Source organism: Pseudomonas sp. PKS (assembly GCF_051913525.1).
GTDB classification, from domain to species: Bacteria; Pseudomonadota; Gammaproteobacteria; order Pseudomonadales; family Pseudomonadaceae; genus Aquipseudomonas; species Aquipseudomonas guariconensis_D.
The window spans coordinates 100,843-126,707 of sequence record NZ_JBEGDO010000015.1 but is presented as its reverse complement, the minus strand read 5'-3'; the positions used below and the strand labels follow the sequence as shown (position 1 = coordinate 126,707).

Genomic DNA, 25,865 nt, shown 5'->3' with positions numbered 1-25,865 from the left:
ACGAAACCCTGCGTCATTGCGATGCCCTGAGCCAGCAGGCGGGGCGGTTGAAGCAACTGGTGGGCAGCTTCAGGATCTGAGGCGCGTCCTTCGCGGGTAAACCCGCTCCCACAGGTATCGCGCCGTTCTCAGGCTCGGCGCTGTACCCGTGGGCGCTGGAGACAGCTTGCCGCCACCGCGCAGCGCCAAGCCCGATTACCGCTGATCGGAATCCAGGCTTCGGCTGAATAAAAACATATATTGATGCTTAAATTATTCTTGTCAGTCCGATCCTTTTCCCGAGGGTGCTGCCATGAATCTCAAGATCGCCGCCTTGCTGCTGATTGCCCTGTGCGCCCAGCCAGCATGGAGCCAAACCCCTGCCACATCCGCTGCACCAACCGCCGATTCTGCCGCCTTGACCACGCGCCTGGCCCTGCGCGACCTCTGGGTCGAGCATGTGTTCTGGGTCAGGAACTATGCGCTCGCCAACCAGACCAGCAACCAGGCACAAGCCGAAACCGCCGCCAAGCAGGTGGTCGACAATGCTACCCGCATCGCCAACAGCATCGCCCCGTTATACGGCCGGCCTGCCGCCGACCAGTTGCTCAAACTGCTGGCCGGGCACTGGGGAGCGGTCAAGCATTACAGCGATGCCAGCGTCGCCAAGGACAAATCCGGTCAGCAAACGGCGGTGAACGAGCTGTCGAGCAACGCCAAGGCGCTGTCGGCCTTCCTGGCCAAGGCCAACCCGTACTTGCCGGAGCAGACATTGCTGTCGATCCTGACCGCCCATGGTGGGCACCACCTGTCGCAGATCGACCAGCTCGCTGCGCAGGACTACGCTGGCGAGGCCCAAACTTGGCAGATGATGCGTCAGCACATGCTGACCCTGGCCGATGCCTTGGCCGGGGCGCTGGTCAAGCAGTTCCCGGACAAGTTCTGAACGAGGAACCACCGCATGCTGGAAGGACTGGGCCGTACCCAACAGGACCTGCTCAATGCCTTGCTCTACCAGCCTGACGGCATGAGCATCGATGAGCTGGCGCAGGCCCTGACGATCACCCGCACCGCGGTGCGTCAGCACCTGGCGGCACTGGAACGCGACGGCCTGGTCAGACGCGGCGCCACCCGGCCCACCGGGCGGCGCCCGGAGCAGCTGCATCAGCTGACCGACCATGCGCGAGAACTGTTCCCCCGACAGTACCCCTTGCTGGCCAACCTGCTGATCGACGAAGTGGCCGGCCTCATCGGGCCCCAGGCCCTCTCGGCGCTGATGCGCAGCCTCGGTCGCAAGATGGCCGAGGACCTGGAGGCGCACGTGGTGGATGAGGCGCGCATCGTCGAGCACATGAACAACGCAGGTTACGAGGCCCAGGTGTTCTTCCGCTCCTCCGGCGAGCCGCAGATCGTGGCCCACAACTGCGTGTTCCATCACCTGGCCAAGGCCCATCCGGTGGTCTGCGAGCTGGACCTGGCGCTGATCGGGGCCTTGGGCGGCGGTGAGACCGTGCATGAGGAATGCATGTTGCGTGGGGGCACGGTGTGCCGGTTTTCGCTCAAGCGTGAGGACTCGAGCCAGTGACCTGGGCCGCTGGGGTCAGAATGTCTTGCTGACCGCGGCCACCACCGTGGCCGAGCAGACATCCTTGAAACCGAGGTAACTGGCGCATTCGCTCTCGGAAAGGTCGGTGTCGATGTAGCTGACCGACCAATCGAGCGACAGCATCGTGCGGGTCAGCTTAACCTCCCACTCGTGATAGTCATCACGGCTGGTCCCGTCATTGGCGAACCAGCTCGGATCCTTGTAGTCGTTGCGCCCGTAGCGCACCAGCAGGTCGGTGTCGTACGGCAGCAGTGTGGTGTAGCCCACATAGCTGTAGAGCATCGACTGGTCGCCGTTGAAGTTGTCCGAGTAGTTACCACCGAGCAGCACACCCCAGGCACGCAGTTCGGTGTGGTACTCGCCGTAGTTGAAGTTGCCCTGGCGCGGGTACACGTACTTGATGTACGAGGTATCGAGGGTGACATCGTCGTTGATCTGCCAGAAGTAGCCGGCGTAGTAGTCCAGCTCCTGGCGTGTGCTGCTGCCGAAACCGAAGTCGACGTTCGAGCTCCAGACGCCTGCGTACAGGCCGCTGGCGTGCGCCAGGGTCAGCGAGCCCTGCAGGGCCGGATCGTTCTGGGTCTGGGAGATGCCGCGGGTGCGGTAGTCGCTGAACAGACCAGCCTTGGCCTCGAGGCTGAAATCGTCATTGAGGTCGATGGCGTGGGCCAGCGGGGCACAGGCGAGCAGGCCGCCTGCGATGAGGTTGCGTAAGGTCATTCGATGCTTTCCATTTATTGTTGTTGTGCACGGTGAAGCGGGGAGTGGTTTTTCGCGGGTAAAACCCGCTCCCACAGGCGTCGGTGTTGTACCTGTGGAGCAGGTTTGCCCGCGAAGCAATCAGCGCTGGTAGATCTGCTTGCCGGCGAACCAGGTCTGCAACACCTGGGTGTCACGCAGCGCCTCGGGGTCGACGCTGAGCACATCGCGGTCCAGGACGATCATGTCGGCCTGCTTGCCGACCTTCAGCGAGCCGACCTGCTGCTCAAGACGCATGGCGCGGGCGGCATTGAGGGTGTAGGCCTGGAACATGGTTTTCCGGTCGATGGCCTCGTCAGCATTGAGCACGCCCTTGGGGCCCTTGCGGCTTACTGCCTGGTAGATCGCCTTCCACGGCTCCGGGGTGGTGATGGGCCAGTCGCTTGCGCCGGCGATGGTCGCACCGGCCTTGTACAGCGAATGGGCCGGGTAGCTGTGGGCGAAGGCATGCTCATCGACATACGGCTTGACCAGGTCGAGGTTGGTCTCGTCGGCACTGGCCCAGTACAACTGCATCGAGGCGATCACATCGAGCTGCTTGAAGCGTGGATAGTCCTGGGCGCTGACCATCTGCAGGTGGGTGATCGAATGGGGGACGCCGCTGTGACGGGCACGTCGGGCCTGTTCCACGCCATTGAGCGCCTCGCGCACCGCGCGATCGCCGATGGCATGGACATGCACCAGCCAGCCGCGGGCATCGGCGGCATCGACCAGCTCACCGAAGTGTTTCGGGTCCAGCAGCAGTTCGCCGCGTTGGCCGGAGTTCTTGTAGGGTTCGAGCATCGCTGCGCTCTGCGCCGGCATCTCGGCGACGCCGTCGGCGAAGACCTTGATGCCGGGCAGGGTGAGGTTGCGCACGCCGAGGAACTGCTGGCGCACCTTGTCCAGCTCATCCAGGTCGGCCGGGCGGGCCTTTGAGTCGGCCATCAGCAGCGCGGCAATGTGGGCCGTCAGCTCGCCGCGCTGGGAGAGGTCCTTGTAGACCGGCAGCACGCCGAGCGAGTCGTTCTTCACGTCCGCCCCGGGCAGTTCGTTGGCCAGTGGGTCCATCCAGCCGGTGATGCCGAGCTGCTTGGAGTAGTCCAGGGCCATGCGTCCGGCGGTCATCAGGGTGTCGTGGGAGAGCGGCGGCAGCAGGTCGGTCACCGGGTAGTAGCTGGCATCGGCCAGAAACCCGTTGGGCGTGCCGTCCTCATGCTGACCCATGGTGCTGCGGGCCTCGGCAGGCAGAGCCGCGATGGTCTTTGCATCGATTTTGGCGCGCTTGAGCAGGGCCTGGTTGGCCCAGCCGGTGTGCATGTCGTTGGCAGCCAGAAGGATCGGCTGTTCGGCCCATTGGCCATGGTTGAAGCGCTGCTCCAGGGACGGGATGTCATCCCAGTAGGTCCCCGGCACGCCGCCGACGACCAGGAACTCGCCACGCACGGCCTTGCCATCTTTGCGCCACTCGAGCAGGCGTTGCTCCAATTCATCGAGCGGGATCTGCTCACCCATCAGGTTGGCCAGTTCCAGTTGCAGGCCGCCCTTGATGGCATGGGAGTGAGAATCGAGCATGCCCGGCATCAGCACCTTGCCACCCAGGTCGATGACACGGGTTGCGTCGGCCTTCAGGCGCAGCACCGCCTGGTCGGATCCCACGGCAACGATCTTCTCTCCCTCGACCGCCACCGCCTGCTGCAGCGGCTGGCCTGGCTCGGCGGTGTAGACCTTGGCGTTGTGAAAGATCACGTCCACTGCAGCGAAGCTGTGCAGGGAGGTGCAGGCCAGGCCCGCGCTGATCGCCATCTTCAGGAGGTGCTTCATTCGGTGCCTCGTTCTTGTTGTGATTGCGCCGCAGCCTAGCCAACGCGCATGGCCGGTTAAATGCGACGACAGGCACAACTTTTTTCGCGATCAGGAAACAATCCATGGCCTATGATTGCCGTGGTGCAAGCCACACGTCGCTCGGCGCCTATTCAAATCCGCGCTGTTTGCGGGCTTGATGGAAGGGCGTGGATACTCGCGTGCTCCCTCCGTTGCCTCGCTTGTGCCGAACAGGAAGAAACCATGGACAAAATGACGGCCCTGACCATCTTCGTCGCCGCCGCCGAACACGGCAGCTTCAGTCGTGCGGCCGAGCAGTTGGGCAAGACACCTTCGGCCATCACCAAGGCCGTCGCTCACCTGGAGGCCGAGCTCGGCGTGCGCCTGTTCGAGCGCACCACCCGGCGCATGGCCCTGACCGAGGCCGGGACGGTGTATCTGGAAGGTGCGCGCCAGGCCTTGATGCACCTGCAATTGGTGACCGAGGAGGTGGAGCAGTTGCAGCACGCACTGCGCGGCACCTTGCGCATCACCGCGCCGCCTTCGTTCGGCCCGGCGTTTCTCAACCAGGTCTGCTTTCGCTTCATGCGCGAACACCCGCAGGTGCGCCTGGAGGTGAACCTCAACGACGCCAACGAAGACCTGATCGACGGCGGCTACGACCTGTCGCTGCGCGATGGCCCCACCGACCAGCCCGAGCTGATCGCCCAACCGCTGATCGAGAACCGCGTGGTGCTGTGTGCCAGCCCCGACTACCTGGCCCGGCGTGGCGAAGCCATCACCCTGGAGAACTACGCCCAGCATGACTGGCTGCTGTTGCGCCATCCGCTGCTGAACCGCAGCTTCTGGTGGGTCGAGCATGAAGGCCAGACCTTGCGTGTACGCCAGCCCACGCCCCGGCTGGTGAGCGACAACTTCGACTTCCTGCTCGCCTGCCTGCTCGATGGTCATGGCCTGCAGTTCGTGCCCACCTGGTGCGCCGCGCCCTATCTGGCCCGCGGGCAACTGGTAGAAGTGCTGCCGGACTACTGGCGGGCCTTGAGTGCCTTCGGGCCCTGGGTGCACGTGCTGTACCTGCCCCATCGGCGCAACACGCGCAAGGTGCAGGCGTTCATCGCCTTGCTGCACGAGCAACTGCGCAGCCAAGGGCTGTAATCGGACTGCGGGGTGTAATTGTTCCGTTTGGGCACAAAAGTTGTGCGGGTTGTGGAGATGATCCACCGGGGACGGCTCGTTAGGCTAGCGGTGGTTGCCTGAACACAGCGGCCACTTCGTGCCCGATCCACTCCCTCCTGTCACCCTCACGGCAGGGGCGTGCAGCAGCGGGGCGAGGCGGCCTCACTCTTTCCAGAACAGCAACGATGCCCCGAGCCTGCTGTACCAGGAGTTCCCCCGCAGTGAAGATCCATACCCTAGTCACCGATATCCGCACGCCTGCCGAGCGTGGTCGCCAGATCGGCGAGCGTTTCGCCGAGCAGATCCGCCATACCACCCAGCTCTACCTGGACTTCTTCCCTCGGGTGGGCGTGTCCGTGCGCGAGGCGCAACGTATCGGCGAAAACAGTCTGGCCGCCCTGGAAGCCTGGAGCCCGAATCTGGCGGCCGAGGTGATCGGTATGGCCAGTGGCGCCGACCTGCCGGTGTGGCAGCTGGCAAGCCTCAACGCCCGCACCGAGGTGCTGGCTGCACGCACCCGCCACAGCGAATGCTCCACCACCGTGCATGCCCCGCGCGGCCCACGGGCGCCGCAGTCCCTGCAGACCTGGGACTGGCACGACAGCCTCTGCCCTCATGGCCTGATGCTGGCGTTGCACACCGAACGTGGCATGAACGTCAAGTTGTTCTGCGAATTCGGCATGCTTGCCAAGCTGGGCGTGAACAGCGCAGGCCTGGGGCTGCACTTCAACATTCTCCACCACACCAGTGACAACGACAGCGGCGGTGTGCCCGTGCACGCCATTGCCCGTCGTCTGCTCGAAGAGGCCAGTAGCGTCGAGGAGGCCATCGAGCTGGCCCGTTCGGCGCGGGTCAGCGCCTCCACCGTGCTTACCGTGTTCTCCCGCGAGGACAGCAGCCCGCGCGCCGTCAGCATCGAGCTCAGTCCAGAGCGCACGGCACTGGTGCTGCCCCGTGAAGACGGCTGGTTGCTGCACACCAACCACTTCCTCGACCCGCAGCTGAGCCTGGGCGAGCAGGTTGCCGACCGTGCCGACACCCAGTGCCGCCTGGGTCACCTGGAGCAGGTGATCGGCCAGATGGGCAGCGCCGACCTGCGCGCCCGCGCCGAAGCCATGTGTGGCGCACAAGGTGACAGTGCGCCGATCTGCTTCCACCCGGACATGGCCATGCCTGACACCGAACGTTGGGAAACCCTGCTGAGCGTGGGGATCGATACCGAGCGCTGCGTGCTGGAATACGTGGCGGGCACGCCGCTGCAATTGGCCAAGGCTGGCTTCGAACGTTTCTGAGCCCACCCGGTGCCGCCTGAGCAGGGCGGCACCCGCTGACAACGAGAACAACAACAATGCATGCGGAACATTCCAACCCTGCGTCGTCCCGGTCTGCGCTGCGGACCTTCTGCGTCTCCGGCATGGGCACTGCGCTGGAGTTCTATGACTTCATCATCTACGGCACCGCGGCTGCGCTGGTGTTTCCCCAGGTGTTCTTCCCCCAGATGGATCACCTGACCGCGACCCTGGTGGCCTTCAGCGCTTTTGGCGCCGGTTTCTTCGCCCGGCCACTGGGCGGCTTGGTGTTTGGCCACTATGGCGATCGCATCGGCCGGCAGAAGGTGCTGGTCGCGACCTTGCTGCTCATGGGCTTGAGCACTTTCCTCATCGGCTGCTTGCCAAGCCATGCCAGCATCGGCGTCGTTGCGCCGATCCTGTTGGTGTTGTTGCGTCTGATCCAGGGCTTTGCCGCTGGGGGCGAGTGGGGCGGTGCCGCGCTGTTCGGCATCGAGTCGGCGCCGCCGGGCAGGCGAGGGTTGTGGGGCAGCTTCACGAGCATGGGCATTGGCGTTGGCGGCATCCTCGGTGCTGCAGTGTTCGCCATCGTCAGTGCCGCCTTCAATGACAACCTGGTGGATTTTGCCTGGCGCATCCCGTTCTGGCTCGGCGGCACCCTGGTGCTGATCGGCCTGTACGCGCGCCTCAAAGCACCGGTACCGGTCGCCGCCCCGGCGGTCAAGCCGGTCCGTGCACCGTTGGCCGAAGCCTTACGCCAGCGTCCGCGCCAGTTGTTGCTGTGCACCGGCATTGCCTTCGGTTATTGCACCATCGCCTACATCGGCAGCACGTTCTTCCTGACCTACGCCACCCAGGTGGGCTTCGGCAGCACCCAGGCGTTGATGTTCGACCTGACCTTGTCGATCGCCATCGTGTTCTCCGCGCCGCTGTTCGGCTACCTGTCCGACCGCTTGGGCCGGCGCACGGTAATGGTGTTCGGTGCTGTGGTCATGGCGCTCGGCCTGTTCGCCTTCTTCGAACTGGTAGGTATGAAGAGCTTCGGCATTGCTTTGTTCGCCTACAGCCTCACTGGCCTGCTGATGGGCGCGACCCAGGGGCCGATCCCGGCATTTCTGGGTGAGCAGTTCCCGCGCAGCATGCGCTATTCCGGGATCTCGGCCAGCTATCAGATCGGTGCCGCGCTGGGCGGTGGGACAGCGTCGAGCATCGCCACGGCGATCCTCATCCTCACCGACCACAATCCGTTGGGCGTGGCCCTGTATGGGGCTGGGGCGTTGGCGTTGGTAGCGGTGTGTTCGCTGATGCTGCGCGAGACTTCGCGCCTGAGCATGGCGCAGATCGACGAAGCGCCTGCTGGCGTGGCGGGTGAGGCGGTGCTGGCCCGGCATTGAGGGGGGGATGGCGATAGTCCTGTATCGCCAGTTCTGGCCCTTTCGCGGGTAAACCCGCCCACAGGTACAGCGGTGCTCTCGATGACACTGCAGAACCCGCTCCCACAGGTGCAGCAGTGTTTCTAATGACACTGCAGCACTTGTGGGAGCGGGTTTACCCGCGAAGCAGGCGCCGCGTTTAGTGCAGGCGCCACCCGGGACTTAGCCGATGACCAGTTCGCGTAAGCCGTTGGGATGCTCGATGCGCTCACCCGGCAGGGCGATGCGTTGGTTGGCGCGGTAGTCGTGGAAGGCACGGGCCTTGCCGATCAGCGACAGGTCCAGGGTCACGGTATGCCGTGACTCGCCCCGACCCGCCTCGAACAGCGTCCTGCCAAAGGGGTCGACCCCCAGGCTGTTGCCGACGAACACGCAGTCGTCCGGCCCATTGCCCACCCGGTTGGCCACCACGGCGAACACCTGATTCTCCATCGCCCGGGCCATCACCGACACGCGATGCACGTTATCCTCAGGCTCGGCCAGGCCATCGGTGATCAGCATCACCTGTGCGTCGAGCGCCGTCAGTGCCCGGGCGGTCTCGGGGAACTCGCTGTCGTAACAGATCAGCAGGCCGATGCGCACCCCACGCCACTCCACGGTCGAGAAGCGATCCCCAGGCACCACGATGCCATGCTCCGGCACCCACAGGTGGGTCTTGCGGTAGGTGAGCAGTATGCCTTCAGGCGCAATGAACAACGTGGTGTTGTAGAAGGTGCCATGGGCATTTTCATAAAGCCCCAGCACCACCGCCACATTGCGCTGGCGCGCCGCTTCGACCACCGCCTGCACGGCTTCGCCCTCGACAGATTCCGAGAGCATGCCGACGTCTTCCTGGCTGAGAAACCCGGTCAGGTGCGACTCGGGGAACAGCACGATATCGGTGTCCGGGGCACACTGGGCGATGTCTTTGAGGATGCAACTGAGGTTGTAGGGCGTGTCGCCATCGCGCGTCGTAGTTTGTACCACTTCGATTTTCATGGGCAGTCCGTCTCGTTGTGTGCGACCGGCTTGGGGTCGGGTGACTTTTGCAAAGGGTGATGCAAGTATGAAAACAACGACTGTCAAAACAATCACGCCGAGTGGTTAACCCGGGGGTAGGCATGGGCCTGAGTCTGCAGGATCTTTCATGGCATCAGGGCATAGGCCAGTGCATCGAGCACCTTGATCGACCGAGCTTCTGGCGCACGCTGGCCACGTTGCTGGGCGATTTCGTCGAGGTGGATTCCTGGGTTGCCTTGCTGTTCAGCCAAGACAAGCCACTGATCTTCGATCAAAGCCCCTATGACCGGGAGGGTATCGACCCCTTGGTGAGCGAATACGCCAATGGCCTGTACCTGCTGGACCCGTTCTACCTCAACAGTCGGGAGCAGGCGCAGACCGGTCTGGTGCGCCTGGCCGACATCGCCCCGGAGCACTTCCAGCAGACCGATTACTACCGGCTGTACTTCACCCATAACGTGGTCGCCGACGAAGTCCAGTTCAACGTGGTGGTGGGGCAGGGGCGCACGCTGTGCCTGTCGCTGGGGGGCTGTCGGCGGTTTGGCGCCGAGCAGCTCGCCGTGCTGGAGTTGATCCGCCCCTGGCTGATCGGCCTGATGCGCCAGCGCCTGCATTTCGAGAGCCTGCCGGAGCGGGCACCTGCCGGCAAACCGGCGCTGGACTATGCCCAAGGTCGCGATGAAGCGCGCCGGCAGCTGGAGTCGGTGCTCACCGCACGGGAACTGGATGTGGTGCGCTTGATCCTCTCCGGCCATTCCAACAAGGAGGCCGCGGCCAAGCTCGCGCTTTCCGCCGAGACGGTGAAGGTTCATCGGCGCAACGTGTACCGCAAGCTGGACGTGAACTCCCAGAGCGAGCTGTTCTCGTTGTTGTTCCTGACGGGCGAGGAGCTGGGTAGCCTGCGCTCTGTTTCCTAGTTTTTTCCGAAACGCACCTGCTTCAGGGGATTCGGGGCCGCACAGCAGCCCCCGGTTCCTAACCCTGCCACCCCACCTGGCGCAGGGCCCCCAGCAACCGCTCGCCACCGAGCCCCGGCACCAGCACGCCGTCGGCGGTGTGCATGTCGACGCCTGCCAGCAGGGCATTGACGATCGCCTCTTCCACCGCTTCGGCCGCCGCCATGAACAATGGCGTGATGTGGTCGTTGTTGAGCATCTGCACCGGCAGGCTGAACGGGGTGCCCTTGCGGCCGTACTCGGCGGCGGGCAAGTGTTGCTCAGCACAGGAGAACGCCAGGAACAGGTCGCCACTGGCATCTTCGGTACCGCCGCCGGTGCGGGCGATGCCGATGGAGGCCCGCTGGGCCAGGCGTTGGCACTGATGTGGCAATAGCGGAGCGTCGGTGGCGATGATCACCACGATCGAGCCCATGCCGGGCTCGCCGCGCTCGTCGAAGGGCGACGGGATGCCATCCAGTACCCGGCCCACCGGATAGCCATCGACGCGCAGCTCGCGGCGTTGACCGTGGTTAGCCTGGACCAGCGCACCGACCGTCCAGCCGCCCTGTTCGGTCGACAGCTTGCGCGAGGCGGTGCCGATGCCACCCTTGAACTCATGGCAGATCATGCCCGTGCCACCGCCCACCGCACCCTCGGCGACCGGGCCGGATTCGGCACGGGCCAGGGCTTCGTTCACCTGGTCCGGGCCAATGTGCTGGCCCCAGATGTCGTTGAGCAGGCCGTCATAGGTTTCCATGACCACCGGCATGCACCAGTACACGGCCGGGTCCGCCAGGGCATCGCGCTCGGCGGCGACCAGCGCGTCACGCACCACGCCAACGCTGTGGGTGTTGGTGATGGCCAGCGGTGTGGTCAACAGGCCCGCTTCGCGGATCCACTCAAGCCCGGTGGCGTCGCCGTTGCCATTGAGCACATGGACCCCGGCAAAGCAGGGCGCCAGGCGGGCTGCGCCAGGGCGCGGCTGGATCACGGTGACGCCGGTGCGCACCTGCTTGCCGTCGCTATCGGCCATGAGGGTGCTGTGACCGACGCGAACACCGGGCACATCGGTGATGGCGTTTAATTGGCCGGGGGTGCCCAGGCCCAGGGTGATGCCAAGTTGACGCGCGCGCATAGGGACTCCTGTTGTTCAGCGTTTCTGGAAAGTGGGGCTGAGCTTGCCGTAGGTGCTGTAGAGGATCACCGAGACAGCCAGTATGCCGAGAATGATCAGGGTGTCGCGGACCGAGGCGTCGAGCAGGCCATTGAGCAGCAGGTAGCCAGCCCCGATGGTGGCCAGCAAGGCGGGTAGAGGCCACAGCGGCATGCGGTAGGGGTGCTCGCGGTCGCTGCGCAGTACCCGGCTGAACAGGGCGCATAACGCCACGGCCAGGTAGACCATGACCAGCAGCAAGACCGTGAAGGAGGTCAGCCCCTCCAGGTTGGAGCTGAAGGTCAGGGCCGCCGAGGGCACACCGAGGAACAAGGTGGCCAGCCAAGGCGATTCCCAACGGGGGTGGATGCGGGTGAACAGGCGATTCAACGCGGGCGTCCAAAGCTGGTCGCGACCGCTGCTGAACACCACCCGGCCAGACTGGATGACGATGGCGATGATGGCATTGAACACCGAGAGGAAGATCCCGGCACTGACCAGCCGCGACAGCGTTTCGTTGCCGTGGGCAGTGAGCAGATAGCCGATCGGGTCGGGGCTGGCGAGCATGTCTTGCAGCGACGGCGCGCCGAGCAGCAGGGCGCCGATCGGTATCAGCTCGATCGCCACCACCAGCGCCAGCGACCAGAGCACGGCGTGGTGGTTGCTGCGCCCGCCGTCTTTCATGTCCTCGGCCAGCACCACGGCGCCGCCGAAACCGTTATAGGAGAACAGCGCGGTGCCCATGGCGGCTATCACCAGGGCCCAGGGCGCGGCGGTGAGCAGGCCGTGGTCGATGTGCTGGGGTTGGGTCAGCACGCTGAGCGGCTGGCTGATGTTGCCGAAACCGAGCACCACGATCACCAGCAGGGCGGCAACCTCACACAGCAGGAAGATACCCGTGACCCAGGCATTGACGCGGATGTTGAGAATACCCAGGCCGTAGCTGGCGGCGACAATGGCCAGGGCGACAGTCTGGGTGTCGAATTGCGTGCCCAGGGCGCTGTTGAGGTAGGTGGCTGCGCCCGTGGCCAGCACGGGCGGGATGAACAGCAGCATCACCATCACGGTCAGGAAGGTGGCGTAGCCGGCCATGCCACCGAATACCCGCTTGGCATAGACATACTCGCCACCCGCCGAGGTGTGCGCCCGACCGAGTTCGGCGTAGCACCAGGCGAACATCAAGGCCAGCAGCGCGGCCAGGACAAAGGCCAGGAAGGCACCACTGCCGGCCTGGGAGATGGCAAAAGGGGCGATGACGAACACGGAACTGGCCGGCGTGACCGCCGAGACCGTGATGGCGACCACATCGAGCATGCCCAGGCTGGGCTTGAGCGCACTGTCGTGCATGTCGTTCTCCTCGAATTGTTATTGGTGGTTGAGGCAGTGACGAAGAAAGGGAGCGTGCCCTCGACGCGGGGCGTGGCATGGGCTGCAATCTAGGCGTGACGGGGCGTGCGGCCAATTACCCTATTGGGGTACGCCCACTTGACGCGCAGGCGGGAAAGACGGCAAATCCCATCACCTATTCAGGGGAGCCTGCGGATGCAAAGCCTGTTTCATGAAGTCGGCATTCACGCCAACCTTGGTCGCACCATCGAACAGATCGGTCAGCCCCGCTTGTGGAAGCAGTTGATCCTGCTCCTGCACCGCTGGCTGCCGTTCGACAATGCCCTGGCGGTCTTCTACCCCAGCAACGCAGCTCCCTTGGTGCTTGAGGAATACGACGCCGCGCCCCAGGACGGACCGGCGGCGATGCCGCTGTACCTCAGTGGCCTGTACCAGCTCGATCCGTTCTTCCAGGCCTGCCAAGATGGCGTGTCCAGCGGGTTGTACCGGCTCGATGAGGTGGCGCCGGACCAGTTCCACCAAAGTGAGTACTACCTCAACTACTTCCATGCCAACGTGCTGGAGGACGAGGTGCAGTTCATCCTGCAGTTGCCGGGCCAGGGGGCATTGTCGTTGTCGTTGGGCATGCGCCGGCCGTTCAGTTCGCAGCAGTGCGGACAATTGGCGATGTTCTGCCCCTGGGTGCTGGCCCTGATGCAACAGCATTGGCAGTTGCGCAGCCAACGCCTGATGCCGGCGGGCGAGCCGGTGGCGGCCCAGGTGCGCGATGCGCTGAGTCATTTCGGGGCGGGGGTGTTGTCCGAGCGCGAGCTCGAGATCGCCCGGTTGATCCTGCGTGGCTACTCATCCAAGGCCATGGCCGAGCGTCTGGCGATTTCTCCGGAAACCGTCAAGGTTCACCGCCGGCACCTGTATGCCAAGCTGGATATTTCCTCGCAGCCGGAGTTGTTCTCGCTGTTCTTGCAGTCGTTGGGACACGATCCGGAGCATCCTTGAGATCTACAGGGACGCGCTCAGGGTTGCACGGTAAACAGCGTTTTGGCCTCGTCGAAGCACTGCTCGGCAATCGCCGAGCGCGGCTCGCTACGGCGCAGCAGCAAGCCTACCGGGCTGTGGATGCTGGCATCGGCGATGGGCAGGATGCGCAAGTGCTCGGACAACTCTTCCAGCCCGCAATCGAGCGGCATCACCGCGCAGCATAGACCGGTGTTGATGGCCTGGATCAGCTGGAACGTGGAGTCGCTCTCGAGCACTGCAGCCGGCTCCAGGCCCCGGCTGCGCAGGCTCAGGTCCAACGACTGGCGGTAGTGCATGCCTTTGCTCAGCAGGCCCAGAGGCAGGTTGGCCAAGGCTTCCCAGCGCAATTGCGGTCCGTCGAAGGCGAAGTGCCGGGTGTCATGCAGCAGGCCCATCGTGGTGGTGCCCAGTTCGATCACCTCGAAGAAGCTGGCATTGACCTGGTCCAGGTAGCAGATCCCCAGGTCCAGCTGATTGCGGCTCAGGCCATCGATGATCTGCTCGGAGCTCAGCGAGCTGACCTGAAAGTGCAGCTCCGGGTACTTCTCGCGCAGTGGCAGCAGCAGGTGCATGGGGTTGAAGCTGGCCAGCGGCACGGTGCCCAGACGCAGGCTGCCGACCACCTGGCCACGGCAACTGGCGGCCTCGGCCTGCAGGCCGTCGTGAGCGGCGAGCAGGGTGCGGGCCCAGGCCAGGATGCGCTCGCCGGCTTCAGTGAAGCCCTCGAAGCGCTGGCCACGCTTGACCAGCACCAGGTCCAGTTCGTCCTCTAGATTGCGCAGGCGCATGGACAAGGTCGGCTGGGTGATGTGGCACAACGCGGCGGCCTGACCGAAGTGTCGGGTCTGGTCGAGGGCGATGAGGAATTTGAGCTGTTTGATGTCCATGGCGCGGCCTGGCGGGCAAAGAGTCGATTGCGCGACCTTAACCAAGTCTGCCGTGGCTGGCCATTGTTTCGTGATGATAGAGCCGGTTGATGGTTTGGTTCGTCATATCGATTGGACGCCGTCCAAGGGTTGGCCCTAGCGTGGTGTGACCATGCCCCATGCAGAGGAACCCAAGGTGAGTGTGAAACCGGATGCGGTGTTCGTACCGCTCAATGTCGCCGTGCTGACTGTCAGCGATACCCGCACCTTCGATAACGACACCTCGGGCGAGCTGCTCGCCACCCGAGCGGTGGAAGTCGGTCATCGCCTGGCGGCGCGTGCGCTGCTCAAGGACGACCTTTACAAGATCCGCGCCCAGGTCGCCCAATGGATCGCCGATGAACAGGTGCAGGTGGTGATGATCACCGGCGGCACGGGGTTCACCGGTCGTGACAGCACACCCGAGGCAGTGGAGTGTCTGCTCGACAAGCGTATCGATGGCTTCGGCGAGCTGTTCCGGGCGCTGTCGATCCTCGATATCGGCACCTCGACCGTACAGAGCCGGGCCCTGGCCGGGCTGGCCAACGGCACCTTGGTCTGCTGCTTGCCGGGCTCGACCGGCGCCTGTCGCACGGCCTGGGAAGGCATTCTGGTGGAGCAACTGGATGCGCGGCATCGGCCATGCAATTTCGTCCCGCACCTCAAGGCGGTGGGGGCCTGCGAAAGCCGCGGCTAGACAAGCGGTTGGCAGGCACCTGTGGGAGCGGATTTACCCGCGAATGCGCTAGTAAGCCCACTGATGTGTTCGCGGATAAACCCGCACCGACAGGCCGCGCGGCGCTTGTTCAGCTCAGCACATGATCGACCGGCATCAACGCCGGCGGCAGTGGCTCGTGTCCCAGGGCGCAGAGCACGTCGCGCTCGACGGTGCGTACCAGGGCGTCGGTCGGCAGGTCGTTTTCGTCGCGCCCGAACGGGTCTTCCAGCTCGTTGCCGATGGCGTCAAGGCCGAAGAAGGTGTAGCTGATGATGGTGGTGAACGCCGGGGCCAGCCAGCCCAGGGGTTCGGCCAGGGCGAAGGGCAGCAGCAGGCAGAAGATGTAGCTGGTGCGGTGCAACAGCAAGGTGTAGGGAAAGGGCATTGGCGTGCTCTTGATCCGCTCGCAAGTCGCCTGCACCTGCGACATCCCCACCAGGCGCTGTTCCAGCAGGGTGTAACGCCATTCGCTGATCTGCTTGTCTTCGGCCAGGCGCGAGCATTGCTCGCCGATCTCGCGCAGGATGGCGTCGCAAGGGTTGCACGAGCCTGCGCGGGGGGCCTCGGCCAGCCAGGGGCCAGCAGCCTGCAGTTCATCTTCGTTGCGCAAGCGCGCATTCAGGGCGTGGGCAAAACCACACAGCCCGCGAAGCAGCCGCGCGCGCAGGTGCGCGTCGTTGATCACCTGGCTTTCGCGGATGAACGAGCGCGCTTCGATGATCAGTTGCCCCCAGGCTTTGCGGCCCTCCCACCAACGGTCATAACAGACGTTGTTGCGAAAGCTCATGAAGATCGACAGCGACAACCCCAACAGCGTGAACGGCGTGGCGCTGACGGGGTAGAAGAATGCAGGGAAGTGGTGTTCGATCATCACGATCAGTGCAGCCAGCACGGTCACCATCAGGCAGCGCAGGGCGATGCGCTTGACGATCGATCCCTTGAGGGTGAACAGCACACGCAGTAGATCGGGGCGGGGATGGACGATCATGGAGTTCCAGAGGCGGCCGGTCAGCCGCCGGTCATGTTCATGAAGCGCAGGATCTGCACCTCGCCGCCGACTTCGAAGTGATGGCGGTAGGGCTTGAGCTGCATGGCGTCGCGAATGGCCCGTTCCAGGCGCTCGGCGTCGCCTGGGTGGGCGCGCAGGATCTGCTTGAGGTCCATCGAGTGCTCGTTGCCCAGGCACAGCAGCAGGCGGCCCTCGACGGTGAGGCGCACGCGGTTGCAGGTGGCGCAGAAGTTGTGACTGTGGGGCGAGATGAAGCCGACCCGGGTCTGCGGCGCTTCGGCCAGACGCCAGTAACGGGCCGGGCCCTGGGACGATTCGGCCGACTCGACCAGGGTGAAATGCTCGGCGATGCGTGCGCGCACATCATCGCTGGAGCAGTAGGACTCGCCGCGCTCATGCTCATTGATCACACCCAGGGGCATTTCCTCAATGAAGGAGATGTCCAGTTCCCGATCGACGGCAAAGCGCACCAAGTCGACGATTTCATGGTCATTGCGGCCTTTGAGCACCACGCAATTGAGCTTGGTGCGCTGGAAACCGGCGCTGCGCGCGGCGTCGATGCCGGCGATCACCTGGTTCAAGTCGCCCGTGCGGGTCAGGCTGCGGAAACGCTCGGCATCGAGGCTGTCGAGGCTGATGTTCAGGCGTGATACACCGGCATCGAACAGCGGCTGGGCCAGGCGGCCCAATTGCGAGCCGTTGCTGGTCAGGCACAGCTCGCGCAGACCAGGCAGCGCGGCGATACGTGCGCACAGCTCGACGATGCCCTGGCGTACCAGGGGCTCGCCACCGGTCAGACGGATCTTGCGGGTCCCCAGGGCGACGAAACGTTCGGCCACCTGGTACAGCTCCTCAAGGCTGAGGATCTGCTGGCGTGGCAGGAACTGCATGTCTTCGGCCATGCAGTAGACGCAACGGAAGTCGCAGCGGTCGGTCACCGACATCCGCAGATAGTCGATGCGCCGATTGAATCCGTCGATCAGTGCCCGGGTGTTTTCTTCCACGATCGTGCTCTGCAGGTTAGGTGAAGCGGCGGGTCGCCGCAGACACGTTTCAAGCTATAACCTGTACGCACCTCCGTCAAATTGCTTTGCCCGACTAATCGATCAGTCTCCTCTATCATGGCTGCAGGCCACGAAATACGCGGCCTGTGGGCCTTGATCGAAACCGTTTATCACGCTGTCAGGCATATCGATTGGACGCGTTGGGGTCGCTCTTCATAGGCTGAAAAAAAGCCGGAGATTTACTGCCGGTGCATTTTCAAGCGCCCGAGGACCCCATGAGCGAAGACAACCACATCAGGGATTACAACGGCCCCGCCGCCGGCTGGGGTGCGCTCAAGAGTGTGACCAAGGCCTGGCTGGGCAGCGAGAACGCCTTCAAGAACCTGCGCATGATGCTCAAGACCAACCAGAACGGCGGCTTCGACTGCCCCGGTTGTGCCTGGGGCGAGTCGCCGGAAAGCGACATGGTCAAGTTCTGTGAGAACGGCGCCAAGGCGGTCAACTGGGAGGCCACCGGGCGTTCGGTGGATCCGGCGTTCTTCGCCAAGTACAGCGTCAGCGCCCTGGCCGAGCAGAGCGACTATTGGCTTGAGTACCAGGGCCGACTGACCCACCCCATGCGCTACGACGCGGCCACTGACCATTATGTGGAAACCTCCTGGGAGGAGGCTTTCGCCTTGGTTGCCCGGCACCTCAACGCTTTGGAGTCGCCCGACCAGGCCGAGTTCTACACCTCGGGCCGGGCCAGCAACGAGGCGGCATTTCTGTACCAACTGTTCGTGCGCGCCTTTGGCACCAACAACTTCCCGGATTGCTCGAACATGTGCCACGAAGCCAGTGGCGTGGGCATGTCCAGCACCTTGGGGGTAGGCAAGGGCACCGTGGTGTTCCATGACCTGGAGGACGCCGACGCGATCTTCGTCATCGGCCAGAACCCCGGCACCAACCACCCGCGCATGCTCGAACCGCTGCGCGAAGCGGTCAAGCGCGGTGCCCAGGTGGTGTGCTTCAACCCGCTCAAGGAGCGTGGCCTGGAGCGTTTCCAGCATCCGCAGCACCCCTTCGAGATGCTCAGCAACGGCTCGGAGCCGACCAACACCGCGTACTTCCGCCCGGCATTGGGCGGCGACATGGCGGTGATGCGCGGCATTGCCAAGTTCCTGCTGCTGTGGGAACGCGAGGCCCAGGCCAAGGGCGAGCCGGCCGTCTTCGACCACGCCTTCATCGCCGAGCATACCGATGGCCTGGAGGCCTATCTGGCAGCGGTGGACGCGACCTCCTGGGAGCACATCGTCGAACAGTCCGGCCTGAGCCTGGTCGAGATCGAGCTGGCCGCGCGTATGTACCGCAAGGCCGAGCGGGTGATCATGTGCTGGGCCATGGGCGTGACCCAGCACCGCCACTCGGTGCCGACTGTGCAGGAGATCGTCAACCTGCAACTGCTGCGCGGTAATGTCGGCAAGCCCGGCGCGGGCCTGTCGCCGGTACGCGGCCACAGCAACGTGCAGGGTGACCGCACCATGGGCATCGACGAGAAGCCCCCGGCCCGCTTGCTCGATGCCCTGGAAAAACGCTTCCAGTTCAAGGTCCCCCGCGAGCATGGCGATAACGCCGTGCTGGCGATCAAGGCCATGGAAGAGGGGCGCGCCAAGGTGTTCATCGGCTTGGGTGGCAACTTCGCCCAGGCCACGCCCGATACACCGCGCACCCATGCGGCGATGCGCAACTGCGAACTGACGGTGCACATCTCCACCAAGCTCAACCGCTCGCACCTGGTGACTGGCCGTGATGCGTTGATCCTGCCGTGCCTGGGCCGCACCGAGATCGACCTGCAGGCCGAAGGCCCGCAAGGCGTCACCGTGGAGGACACCTTCAGCATGGTGCATATCTCCCACGGCCAGCTCAAACCCCGCTCGCCGCACCTGCGTTCGGAGCCGGCAATCGTTGCCGGCATGGCCAAGGCGACCCTGGGCAATCATCCGATCGATTGGGAATGGGTGATCGGCGACTATGGGCGCATCCGCGAACTGATTGCCGATGTGATCCCAGGCTTTACCGATTTCAACGCGCGTCTGGCGCAGCCGGGTGGTTTCCACCTGGGCAACGCGGCCGCCGATCGTACGTGGAACACGGCGACCGGCAAGGCCCAGTTCACCCCCAGTGAATTGCCTGAACAACTGGTCAACGCCAAGGTTCTGGCCCGCGGCGACAAGCCGGACCTGATCCTGCAGACCCTGCGCTCGCACGATCAGTACAACACGACACTGTATGGTCTGGACGACCGCTACCGGGGCGTGTTCGGCCTGCGCGAGGTGGTGTTCGCCAACGAGGCTGACATCCGCCGCCTGGGCTTCGAGCCCGACGAGCAGGTGGACATGGTGTCGCTGTGGGAAGATGGTCGTGAGCGGCGCGTATCGGGCTTTCGTCTGGTGGCCTACGACCTGCCCGAGGGCCAGGCGGCGGCCTACTACCCGGAGACCAATCCGCTGGTGCCGCTGGACAGCTACGGCGAGGGGACCTACACCCCGACGTCGAAGTTCGTGGCGATCAAGCTGGAAAAGGCACGTCCCGGGAATCGGATCGAGGCGTCTCTGGTCAAGGTTTAAATCTCTTGTATTGCAGCGTTGACTGCTCCGACGCTTTCGCGGGTAAACCCGCACCCACAGGCTCACCGCAAGCCGTGGACTGCTTCCCGGGAGTTGGACGTCAATCCAACCCTTGGGGCAGTCCACCTTGTGGGAGCGGGTTTTCCTGCGAAAGGGCCACCACGCTCTAGCGGTGCACCGGATACGCCGTGGTGTACTTCATCTGCTCCATGGCAAAGCTCGAGGTGATGTTCGAAAGGCCATCGGTGCTGGTGATCAGCTTCTTGTAGAAGCGGTCATACGCGGCGATATCGCCCACCACTACCCGCAGCATGTAGTCCCAGTCGCCGGACATGCGATACACCTCCATCACTTCCTCGAACCCGGTCACGACCCTGGCGAATTGCTCGAGCCAGGCGCTGTCGTGACGCTGGGTCTTGAGCTGGACGAACACGGTCAGTCCCAGGCCCAGCTTTTCGGGGTCGAGCAGGGCGACGCGGCCGCGGATGAAACCCTCGTCCTCCAGGCGCTTGACCCGCTTCCAGCAGGGCGTTGTCGAGAGATTGACGGCTTCGGCCAGGTCCTTGAGGGAGATGGAAGCATCGCGCTGGAGCAAGGTGAGGATGTGTTGATCGAAACTGTCCATACCGTTATTGGGCGCACGTTGAGAAAAAGTTTCTCGAGATTAGCGCGCTTGAAGAATCACGAGAATAGCCAGATAGCCCAGGCAGCAGATTCATCCCTCGCTCGGCGACGGGCAGCGGATATGCCATAGTGGCGCCTTCCTCCTTCATCATCGTCAATGGACCCGACCATGTCCGACAACAAGCCGCGCAATTTCGCCACCCGCACCATTCACGCCGGCGAGCAGACCAGCGTCGCCGACAACGCCATCTTCCCGGCCATCGTCACCACCAGCTCGTTCATCAAGCGCGGCCTGGATGACCACCCCGAATACGCCTACAGCCGGGTCAGCAACCCGACCCGCCATGCCTATGAAACCTGCGTCGCCGCCCTGGAAGAGGGCGTGGGCGCGGTCGCCACCGCTTCGGGTGTCGGCGCCACGGCCACCGTGCTGGAGCTGCTGTCCAAGGACGCCCATGTCGTGGTGATGAACGGCGTGTACGGCGGTACCTTCCGCCTGCTGGAGGACTATCGCAGCCGCACCTCGGGCCTGACCACCACCTATGTCGATCTCAACGACTTGGACGCCGTCGCCGCCGCCATCCGCCCCGAGACCCAACTGATCTGGATCGAGTCGCCAACCAACCCCTTGCTGCACCTGGTGGACATCCAGGCAGTGTGCACGCTGGCCCGCGAGCGCGGCATCCTCACCTGCATCGACAATACCTTCTGCTCGCCCTGGAACCAGCGACCGATCACCCTGGGGGTCGATCTGGTGATGCACTCGGCGAGCAAGTACATCGGCGGTCACTCCGACCTGATCGGCGGTGTGGTGGTGGCGGCCAACGATGAGCTGCTCAAGCGCCTGCGCCGGATCAGCATGGCCGTGGGCGCGATCCAGGGGCCGTTCGACTGCTACCTGGCCTTGCGTGGGCTCAAGACCCTCGACGTGCGCATGGAGCGCCAGTGCGCCAACGCCCTGCGCGTGGCCCAGTTCCTGGAAGGGCATCCGCAGGTCGAGCAGGTGTATTACCCGCAGCTCGAAAGCCATCCGCAGCATGAGCTGTGCAAGCGCCAGATGCGCGGCGGCGGCGCGGTGGTGGCGATGAAGATCAAGGGCGACCGCGCCGCGGTCAATCGCCTGGTAGAAGCGCTGTCGATCTTCGTGCTGGCCGATTCGCTGGGGGGCGTGGAGAGCATGATCAACCACTCCTGGACCATGTCGCACAACTCCCTGAGCCCTGAGCAGAAGGGGCAGATGGGGATCAGCGAGAACCTGCTGCGCCTGTCGGTGGGTATCGAAGACTACCGCGACCTGATCGAGGATCTGGAGACCGGTCTCAAGGCGTCGGCCGGGGCGTAACGGCAGCCGCTTGCGTCGCATGTCTGGGCGCTTTCGCGGGTGAACCCGCTCCCACTGGCTTTTGCTGAGCCTGTGGGAGCGGGTTCACCCGCGAATGGTTTTGAAGGGGGAATGTTATCTGGCGGGATGAACGATCCGTTCGATCTTGTCCTTGATCAACAGCCGCTCCTTGCGCAAGCGATTGACCGCGTCGTCAGCGGTACCGTTGCCTTCGGCGGCCACCACTTCCTTGTCCTTGGCGTTGTACTCCTTGTGCAGTTGATGGAGCGTCTGGTCCTTGTCGATCAGCGCCTGGAAATCGTCAGCGGAAATGTGCAGGTCAGCGAGCAGATCATGCGGGACTGGCATTTCTTCACCTCGGGTCAGGGGTTGGCAAAAAGTCCTGAACCTTGAGGATAGTCGCCTTTGCCCTGTTGCGGGACTGGAGTAGGCTGTGGCACTCCCGCCCTGACCTGGAACCCGCGCCATGCCTCACCTGAACCTGGAATACAGCGACAACCTGGCCGATCTGAACGTCGATCTGCTGCTGATGCGCCTGAACCACACCCTGGTGGGCAGCGGCCAGTTCGCCGACGAGTTGGACATCAAGAGTCGCGCCCAGGCTTTTTCCGACTACCGGGTAGGCACCGCGCCAGTCGAGCGCGCCTTTGCCCACGTGCGCCTGGCGATCCTCAGCGGGCGTTCGCCTGAGGTGAAAAAGCAGTTGTCCGCCAGTCTGCTGGCGGTGCTGCAGGAGGCGATTGCCGCCAGGGAAGGGCTGGATATCCAGCTGTGCGTGGAGGTGCTGGACATCGACCGCGAGTCGTATGCCAAGCGCCGCCTGTGCGCCCAGGAAACATGAAATTCTTTTAATCTTGTAACGATGCCAACCAACCCTTTGTTGGCGTCTTTTTCACGAAATGTTGATGGCGCGCTTTCTAAAGTTCGGACCACCTTCCCGGTGCCCTGCCAGGTGCATGGGCCGATCTTAATTCTCGACTGCGAACATCATCTTGAACGTAAAAACACTGCGGGCCGAATGGGTCACGTTGCTGGCCAGTCTTTACCTGTTGATCGGGTTCAATACCGCGCTCTGGGAGCACCTGGAAACCGTCGTGCCGCCCGGCATGGTGGGGATGTGGCTGTTATTGGCCTTCGCCGTGATGATGTTTTTCGCGTTCAACCTGCTGCTGACCCTGGTGGCGTTCCGGTATGTGCTCAAGCCCCTGTTGATCGTGTTGTTCATGAGTGGCGCGGGCGTTGCCTATTTCATGAACCAGTACGGAGTGCTGATCGATACGGGCATGTTCCGCAATATGGCCGAGACCAACGTGGCCGAAGTTCGTGACTTGCTGTCGATCAAGTTCGCCCTTTACATAGGCCTGCTCGGCGTCCTGCCGTCGGTGCTGCTGTGGAAAGCCAGGATTGCCTATCGGCCCTGGTATCGCGAGCTGCTGGGCAAGCTGGTGGTCAGCGGTGCCTGCGTGGCGGCCCTGGGCTCGGTGGCGCTGCTCAACTATCAGGGGCTGTCTTCGCTGTTTCGCAACCACCATGAAATCCGCTTGATGCTCACTCCGAGCAACATCGTCGGGGCCTCGTTCGGCTATGTGAGCGAGCGCCTGGGCAGTGCTGCGCGGCCGTTCCAGCACTACGGCGAGGACGCCAAGCGCGACACCAGTGCCTGGCAGCGCCACGAACGCAAGTCGCTGACCGTGCTGGTGGTGGGGGAGAGCGCCCGGGCCGAGAACTTCGGGGTGCTGGGTTATGGGCGCGACACCACGCCACGCCTGAGCCAGGAGCAAGGCTTGCTGGCCTTCAGCGATGTGCATTCGTGCGGCACCGAAACCGCCGTGTCGGTGCCGTGCATGTTCTCCGGCATGCCGCGCAAGGACTACGACGCTCGCGTGGCCAAGAACCGCGAAGGGCTCCTGGACATCCTCCAGCGCGCCGGCCTTAGCGTGCAGTGGCGCGACAACCAGTCCGGGTGCAAGGGCACCTGCGACCGGGTGCAGGTCGTCGATGTCAGCAACCTCAAGGACCCCAAGCTCTGCGCCGACGGTGAGTGCCATGACGAGATCCTCCTGCAGGGCCTCGGCGATCTGCTGGACAATCTGAGCCAGGACACTGTGCTGGTGCTGCACCAGATGGGCAGCCATGGCCCGGACTACTACAAGCGCTACCCGGCCAGCGCCGAGCGTTTCACCCCGGTGTGCCAGAGCAACGCCCTCAACCAGTGCGACCAGCAAGCCATCGTCAACAGCTATGACAACACCCTGGCTTACACTGATCAGGTGCTGGGCTCGCTGATCGATCTTCTGCGCAGCCGTCAGGACAAGGTCGACACCGCGATGATCTACCTGTCCGACCATGGCGAGTCGCTGGGCGAATACAACCTTTACCTGCACGGCACGCCCTACATGTTGGCGCCTGAGCAACAGCGCCATGTGCCGCTGTTGGTGTGGTTCTCCGACAGCTACCGCCAGGACTTCGCCCTCGACACCGACTGCCTGGGCCGTCTGCGCGACGCACCGCTGAGCCAGGACAATCTGTTCCATTCGATGCTCGGCCTGTTGCAGGTGCGCACCGAGGTCTACCAGCAATCGATGGATATGTTCGCCAGCTGCCGGCCGTGGATGACCGCCGACCGTTGATCAAACCAAGGATGGCGCAGGTTTCACCCCCAATGCCCGCGCCGTATATACTGCGCGCCATTATTTGTGGGAGAGCCTCGTGGGCATCGAAATACACTGGATACGAGATGACCAGACCCTGGCCGAACACTGCCGGGCCTGGCGCGAGCTGCCCTTCGTGGCGCTCGACACCGAGTTCATGCGGGTCGACACGTTCTATCCCAAGGCCGGCCTGATCCAGGTCGGTGAAGGCAACCGGGCCTTTCTGATCGACCCCTTGCTGATCCGCGACTGGCAACCGCTGGCCGAGCTGCTCGAGGACAACGGCGTGGTCAAGGTGCTGCACGCCTGCAGCGAAGACCTGGAAGTGCTCCTGCGCCTGACCGGCAAGCTGCCGCAACCGCTGTTCGATACCCAACTGGCCGCCGGCTACCTGAACATCGGCTTCTCCATGGGTTACTCGCGCCTGGTGCAAGAGGTCCTGGGCATCGAGCTGCCCAAGGGCGAAACCCGTTCGGACTGGCTGCAGCGGCCATTGTCCGAAACCCAGGTCAGCTACGCTGCCGAAGACGCCGTGCACTTGGCCGAGCTGTTCAGTGCCCTGCGTCCGCGCTTGTCTGACGACAAGTACGCCTGGGTACTGGAAGACGGCGCCGAGCTGGTCGCCCAGTTGCGCCGCGAAGTCGAGCCAGAATCGCTTTACCGCGATGTGAAGCTCGCCTGGAAACTGGCCCCGCAGCAACTGGCGGTGCTGCGCGAGCTGTGTGCCTGGCGCGAGCGTGAGGCCCGCAGCCGCGACTTGCCGCGCAACCGTGTGCTGCGTGAGCACTCGCTGTGGCCGATGGCCAAGAGCCAGCCGGACAACCTGTCGGCACTGGCCCGAATCGACGACATGCACCCACGCACCATCCGCCAAGACGGCGAGTTCCTGCTGGGCCTGATCAAGCGTGCGGCGAGCCTACCGGCCGAACAATGGCCGCAAGCCCTGCCCGAGCCGCTGCCGATCGAGGCCTCCGGCATCCTCAAGCGCCTGCGCGCGGTCGGCCAGGCCGAAGGCGAGCGTCTGGGCATCGCCCCGGAGCTGATGCTGCGCAAGAAAACCCTCGAAGCCTTGCTCAAGAGCGGCTTCCCCAACGGCCCCTATCAACTGCCCGATTCGCTGCGCGGCTGGCGCCGCGAGCGCATGGGCCAGGCCCTGCTGGACAGCCTGGCAGGCGCCGGAGAATCCTGATGAAACGTATCTGTTCGATCTACAAGAGCCCCCGCAAGAACGAAATGTACCTCTATGTGCTCAAGGCCGAGGGTCTGGAGCGAGTGCCCGAGGCCCTGCTGCCCTTCTTCGGCACCCCGGTGCATGCCTTCGACCTGGTGTTGACCCCCGAGCGCAAGCTGGCGCGTGAGGACATCACCAAGGTCCTGGAGAACCTCGACAACCAGGGTTACCACCTGCAGATGCCGCCGCCCGAGGACGACTACATCGAGCACCTGCCCGAAGAGCTGCTGCGCCGCAACGACCCTGCCTGATCCCGGCCCGGTCCCCATCGTTCGT

Annotated in this window: 24 protein-coding genes; 14 read left to right on the top strand and 10 right to left on the bottom strand. The window is 64.0% G+C overall.

Annotated features, from left to right (window positions below; genetic code table 11):
• Positions 1–292: 292 nt before the first annotated feature.
• Together ABOA88_RS16500 and ABOA88_RS16495 are read left to right on the top strand one after the other, a co-directional pair.
• A complete protein-coding gene (locus tag ABOA88_RS16500; RefSeq protein WP_367851786.1) occupies positions 293–925 on the top strand; it encodes a hypothetical protein in 633 nt (210 codons plus the stop codon).
• 15 nt (positions 926–940) lie between these two features.
• Positions 941–1,564, top strand: a complete 624-nt coding sequence (locus ABOA88_RS16495) for a helix-turn-helix transcriptional regulator (protein ID WP_196168857.1) — start codon at positions 941–943, stop codon at positions 1,562–1,564.
• 15 nt (positions 1,565–1,579) lie between these two features.
• On the opposite strand, the gene ABOA88_RS16490 is transcribed toward ABOA88_RS16495, so the two are convergent.
• Positions 1,580–2,305 (bottom strand): TorF family putative porin, encoded by a 726-nt coding sequence (locus tag ABOA88_RS16490; protein ID WP_196168858.1) that lies wholly within the window; start codon positions 2,303–2,305, stop codon positions 1,580–1,582.
• 120 nt (positions 2,306–2,425) lie between these two features.
• Positions 2,426–4,147: an amidohydrolase gene (locus ABOA88_RS16485; protein WP_367851787.1), complete on the bottom strand. Its 1,722-nt coding sequence runs from the start codon at positions 4,145–4,147 to the stop codon at positions 2,426–2,428.
• A gap of 243 nt (positions 4,148–4,390) precedes the next feature.
• On the opposite strand from ABOA88_RS16485, the gene ABOA88_RS16480 reads away from it, so the two are divergent.
• The 3 genes from ABOA88_RS16480 (at position 4,391) to ABOA88_RS16470 (ending at position 8,006) form a co-directional block, all read left to right on the top strand.
• Positions 4,391–5,302, top strand: coding sequence for a LysR family transcriptional regulator (locus ABOA88_RS16480; RefSeq protein ID WP_196168860.1), 912 nt, complete (start codon positions 4,391–4,393; stop codon positions 5,300–5,302).
• Positions 5,303–5,544: 242 nt separating this feature from the next.
• Positions 5,545–6,615 carry a C45 family autoproteolytic acyltransferase/hydolase gene (locus ABOA88_RS16475; RefSeq protein ID WP_367851788.1) on the top strand — a complete coding sequence of 357 codons (1,071 nt, stop codon included), beginning with the start codon at positions 5,545–5,547 and terminating at the stop codon, positions 6,613–6,615.
• Between the two features lie 56 nt (positions 6,616–6,671).
• Positions 6,672–8,006 (top strand): MFS transporter, encoded by a 1,335-nt coding sequence (locus ABOA88_RS16470; RefSeq protein WP_196168862.1) that lies wholly within the window; start codon positions 6,672–6,674, stop codon positions 8,004–8,006.
• A gap of 201 nt (positions 8,007–8,207) precedes the next feature.
• On the opposite strand, the gene ABOA88_RS16465 is transcribed toward ABOA88_RS16470, so the two are convergent.
• The gene (locus ABOA88_RS16465; protein ID WP_367851789.1) at positions 8,208–9,023 is read right to left on the bottom strand and encodes a carbon-nitrogen hydrolase family protein; all 816 of its coding nucleotides are present in this window, start codon (positions 9,021–9,023) and stop codon (positions 8,208–8,210) included.
• A 122-nt stretch (positions 9,024–9,145) separates the two neighbouring features.
• Here ABOA88_RS16465 and ABOA88_RS16460 point away from each other — a divergent pair, with 122 nt between their 5' ends.
• Positions 9,146–9,961, top strand: a complete 816-nt coding sequence (locus tag ABOA88_RS16460; RefSeq protein WP_196168864.1) for a helix-turn-helix domain-containing protein — start codon at positions 9,146–9,148, stop codon at positions 9,959–9,961.
• Positions 9,962–10,019: 58 nt separating this feature from the next.
• Here ABOA88_RS16460 and ABOA88_RS16455 read toward each other — a convergent pair whose 3' ends face one another.
• Together ABOA88_RS16455 and ABOA88_RS16450 are read right to left on the bottom strand one after the other, a co-directional pair.
• Complete coding sequence (locus ABOA88_RS16455) at positions 10,020–11,117, bottom strand: DmpA family aminopeptidase (RefSeq protein ID WP_367851790.1); 1,098 nt, start codon at positions 11,115–11,117, stop codon at positions 10,020–10,022.
• A 15-nt stretch (positions 11,118–11,132) separates the two neighbouring features.
• On the bottom strand, positions 11,133–12,482 hold the full coding sequence (locus ABOA88_RS16450; protein ID WP_289717021.1) for an APC family permease: 1,350 nt from the start codon (positions 12,480–12,482) through the stop codon (positions 11,133–11,135).
• Positions 12,483–12,677: 195 nt separating this feature from the next.
• Here ABOA88_RS16450 and ABOA88_RS16445 point away from each other — a divergent pair, with 195 nt between their 5' ends.
• Positions 12,678–13,478 carry a helix-turn-helix transcriptional regulator gene (locus ABOA88_RS16445; protein WP_043215291.1) on the top strand — a complete coding sequence of 267 codons (801 nt, stop codon included), beginning with the start codon at positions 12,678–12,680 and terminating at the stop codon, positions 13,476–13,478.
• A 17-nt stretch (positions 13,479–13,495) separates the two neighbouring features.
• Here the strand turns inward: ABOA88_RS16445 and ABOA88_RS16440 are convergent, their stop codons facing one another.
• Complete coding sequence (locus tag ABOA88_RS16440; RefSeq protein WP_196168867.1) at positions 13,496–14,386, bottom strand: LysR family transcriptional regulator; 891 nt, start codon at positions 14,384–14,386, stop codon at positions 13,496–13,498.
• Positions 14,387–14,561: 175 nt separating this feature from the next.
• Between ABOA88_RS16440 and moaB the strand changes: the two genes are divergently transcribed.
• The gene (gene moaB / locus ABOA88_RS16435; RefSeq protein ID WP_196168868.1) at positions 14,562–15,101 is read left to right on the top strand and encodes a molybdenum cofactor biosynthesis protein B; all 540 of its coding nucleotides are present in this window, start codon (positions 14,562–14,564) and stop codon (positions 15,099–15,101) included.
• 109 nt (positions 15,102–15,210) lie between these two features.
• Here moaB and ABOA88_RS16430 read toward each other — a convergent pair whose 3' ends face one another.
• Both ABOA88_RS16430 and moaA read right to left on the bottom strand, forming a co-directional pair.
• Positions 15,211–16,110, bottom strand: a complete 900-nt coding sequence (locus tag ABOA88_RS16430; protein WP_196168869.1) for a bestrophin family protein — start codon at positions 16,108–16,110, stop codon at positions 15,211–15,213.
• A gap of 20 nt (positions 16,111–16,130) precedes the next feature.
• A complete protein-coding gene (gene moaA / locus ABOA88_RS16425; RefSeq protein WP_196168870.1) occupies positions 16,131–17,135 on the bottom strand; it encodes a GTP 3',8-cyclase MoaA in 1,005 nt (334 codons plus the stop codon).
• A 275-nt stretch (positions 17,136–17,410) separates the two neighbouring features.
• Between moaA and ABOA88_RS16420 the strand changes: the two genes are divergently transcribed.
• Complete coding sequence (locus ABOA88_RS16420; RefSeq protein ID WP_367851791.1) at positions 17,411–19,741, top strand: FdhF/YdeP family oxidoreductase; 2,331 nt, start codon at positions 17,411–17,413, stop codon at positions 19,739–19,741.
• A gap of 166 nt (positions 19,742–19,907) precedes the next feature.
• Here ABOA88_RS16420 and ABOA88_RS16415 read toward each other — a convergent pair whose 3' ends face one another.
• Positions 19,908–20,366, bottom strand: a complete 459-nt coding sequence (locus tag ABOA88_RS16415) for an Lrp/AsnC family transcriptional regulator (protein ID WP_043215826.1) — start codon at positions 20,364–20,366, stop codon at positions 19,908–19,910.
• A 156-nt stretch (positions 20,367–20,522) separates the two neighbouring features.
• Between ABOA88_RS16415 and ABOA88_RS16410 the strand changes: the two genes are divergently transcribed.
• Positions 20,523–21,707 (top strand): trans-sulfuration enzyme family protein, encoded by a 1,185-nt coding sequence (locus ABOA88_RS16410; protein ID WP_196168872.1) that lies wholly within the window; start codon positions 20,523–20,525, stop codon positions 21,705–21,707.
• Positions 21,708–21,821: 114 nt separating this feature from the next.
• Here ABOA88_RS16410 and ABOA88_RS16405 read toward each other — a convergent pair whose 3' ends face one another.
• Complete coding sequence (locus ABOA88_RS16405) at positions 21,822–22,055, bottom strand: YdcH family protein (protein ID WP_043215824.1); 234 nt, start codon at positions 22,053–22,055, stop codon at positions 21,822–21,824.
• A gap of 118 nt (positions 22,056–22,173) precedes the next feature.
• On the opposite strand from ABOA88_RS16405, the gene ABOA88_RS16400 reads away from it, so the two are divergent.
• The 4 genes from ABOA88_RS16400 to ABOA88_RS16385 all read left to right on the top strand — a co-directional run bounded on the left by ABOA88_RS16400 (position 22,174) and on the right by ABOA88_RS16385 (position 25,840).
• Positions 22,174–22,548 carry a 5-carboxymethyl-2-hydroxymuconate Delta-isomerase gene (locus ABOA88_RS16400; RefSeq protein ID WP_367851792.1) on the top strand — a complete coding sequence of 125 codons (375 nt, stop codon included), beginning with the start codon at positions 22,174–22,176 and terminating at the stop codon, positions 22,546–22,548.
• Between the two features lie 148 nt (positions 22,549–22,696).
• Positions 22,697–24,337, top strand: coding sequence for a phosphoethanolamine transferase (locus tag ABOA88_RS16395; RefSeq protein ID WP_196169146.1), 1,641 nt, complete (start codon positions 22,697–22,699; stop codon positions 24,335–24,337).
• Positions 24,338–24,416: 79 nt separating this feature from the next.
• A complete protein-coding gene (gene rnd / locus ABOA88_RS16390; protein ID WP_196168874.1) occupies positions 24,417–25,547 on the top strand; it encodes a ribonuclease D in 1,131 nt (376 codons plus the stop codon).
• Positions 25,547–25,840 (top strand): YcgL domain-containing protein, encoded by a 294-nt coding sequence (locus ABOA88_RS16385; protein WP_196168875.1) that lies wholly within the window; start codon positions 25,547–25,549, stop codon positions 25,838–25,840. Before rnd ends, ABOA88_RS16385 begins: the two co-directional genes overlap by 1 nt.
• The last annotated feature ends 25 nt before the right edge of the window (positions 25,841–25,865 follow it).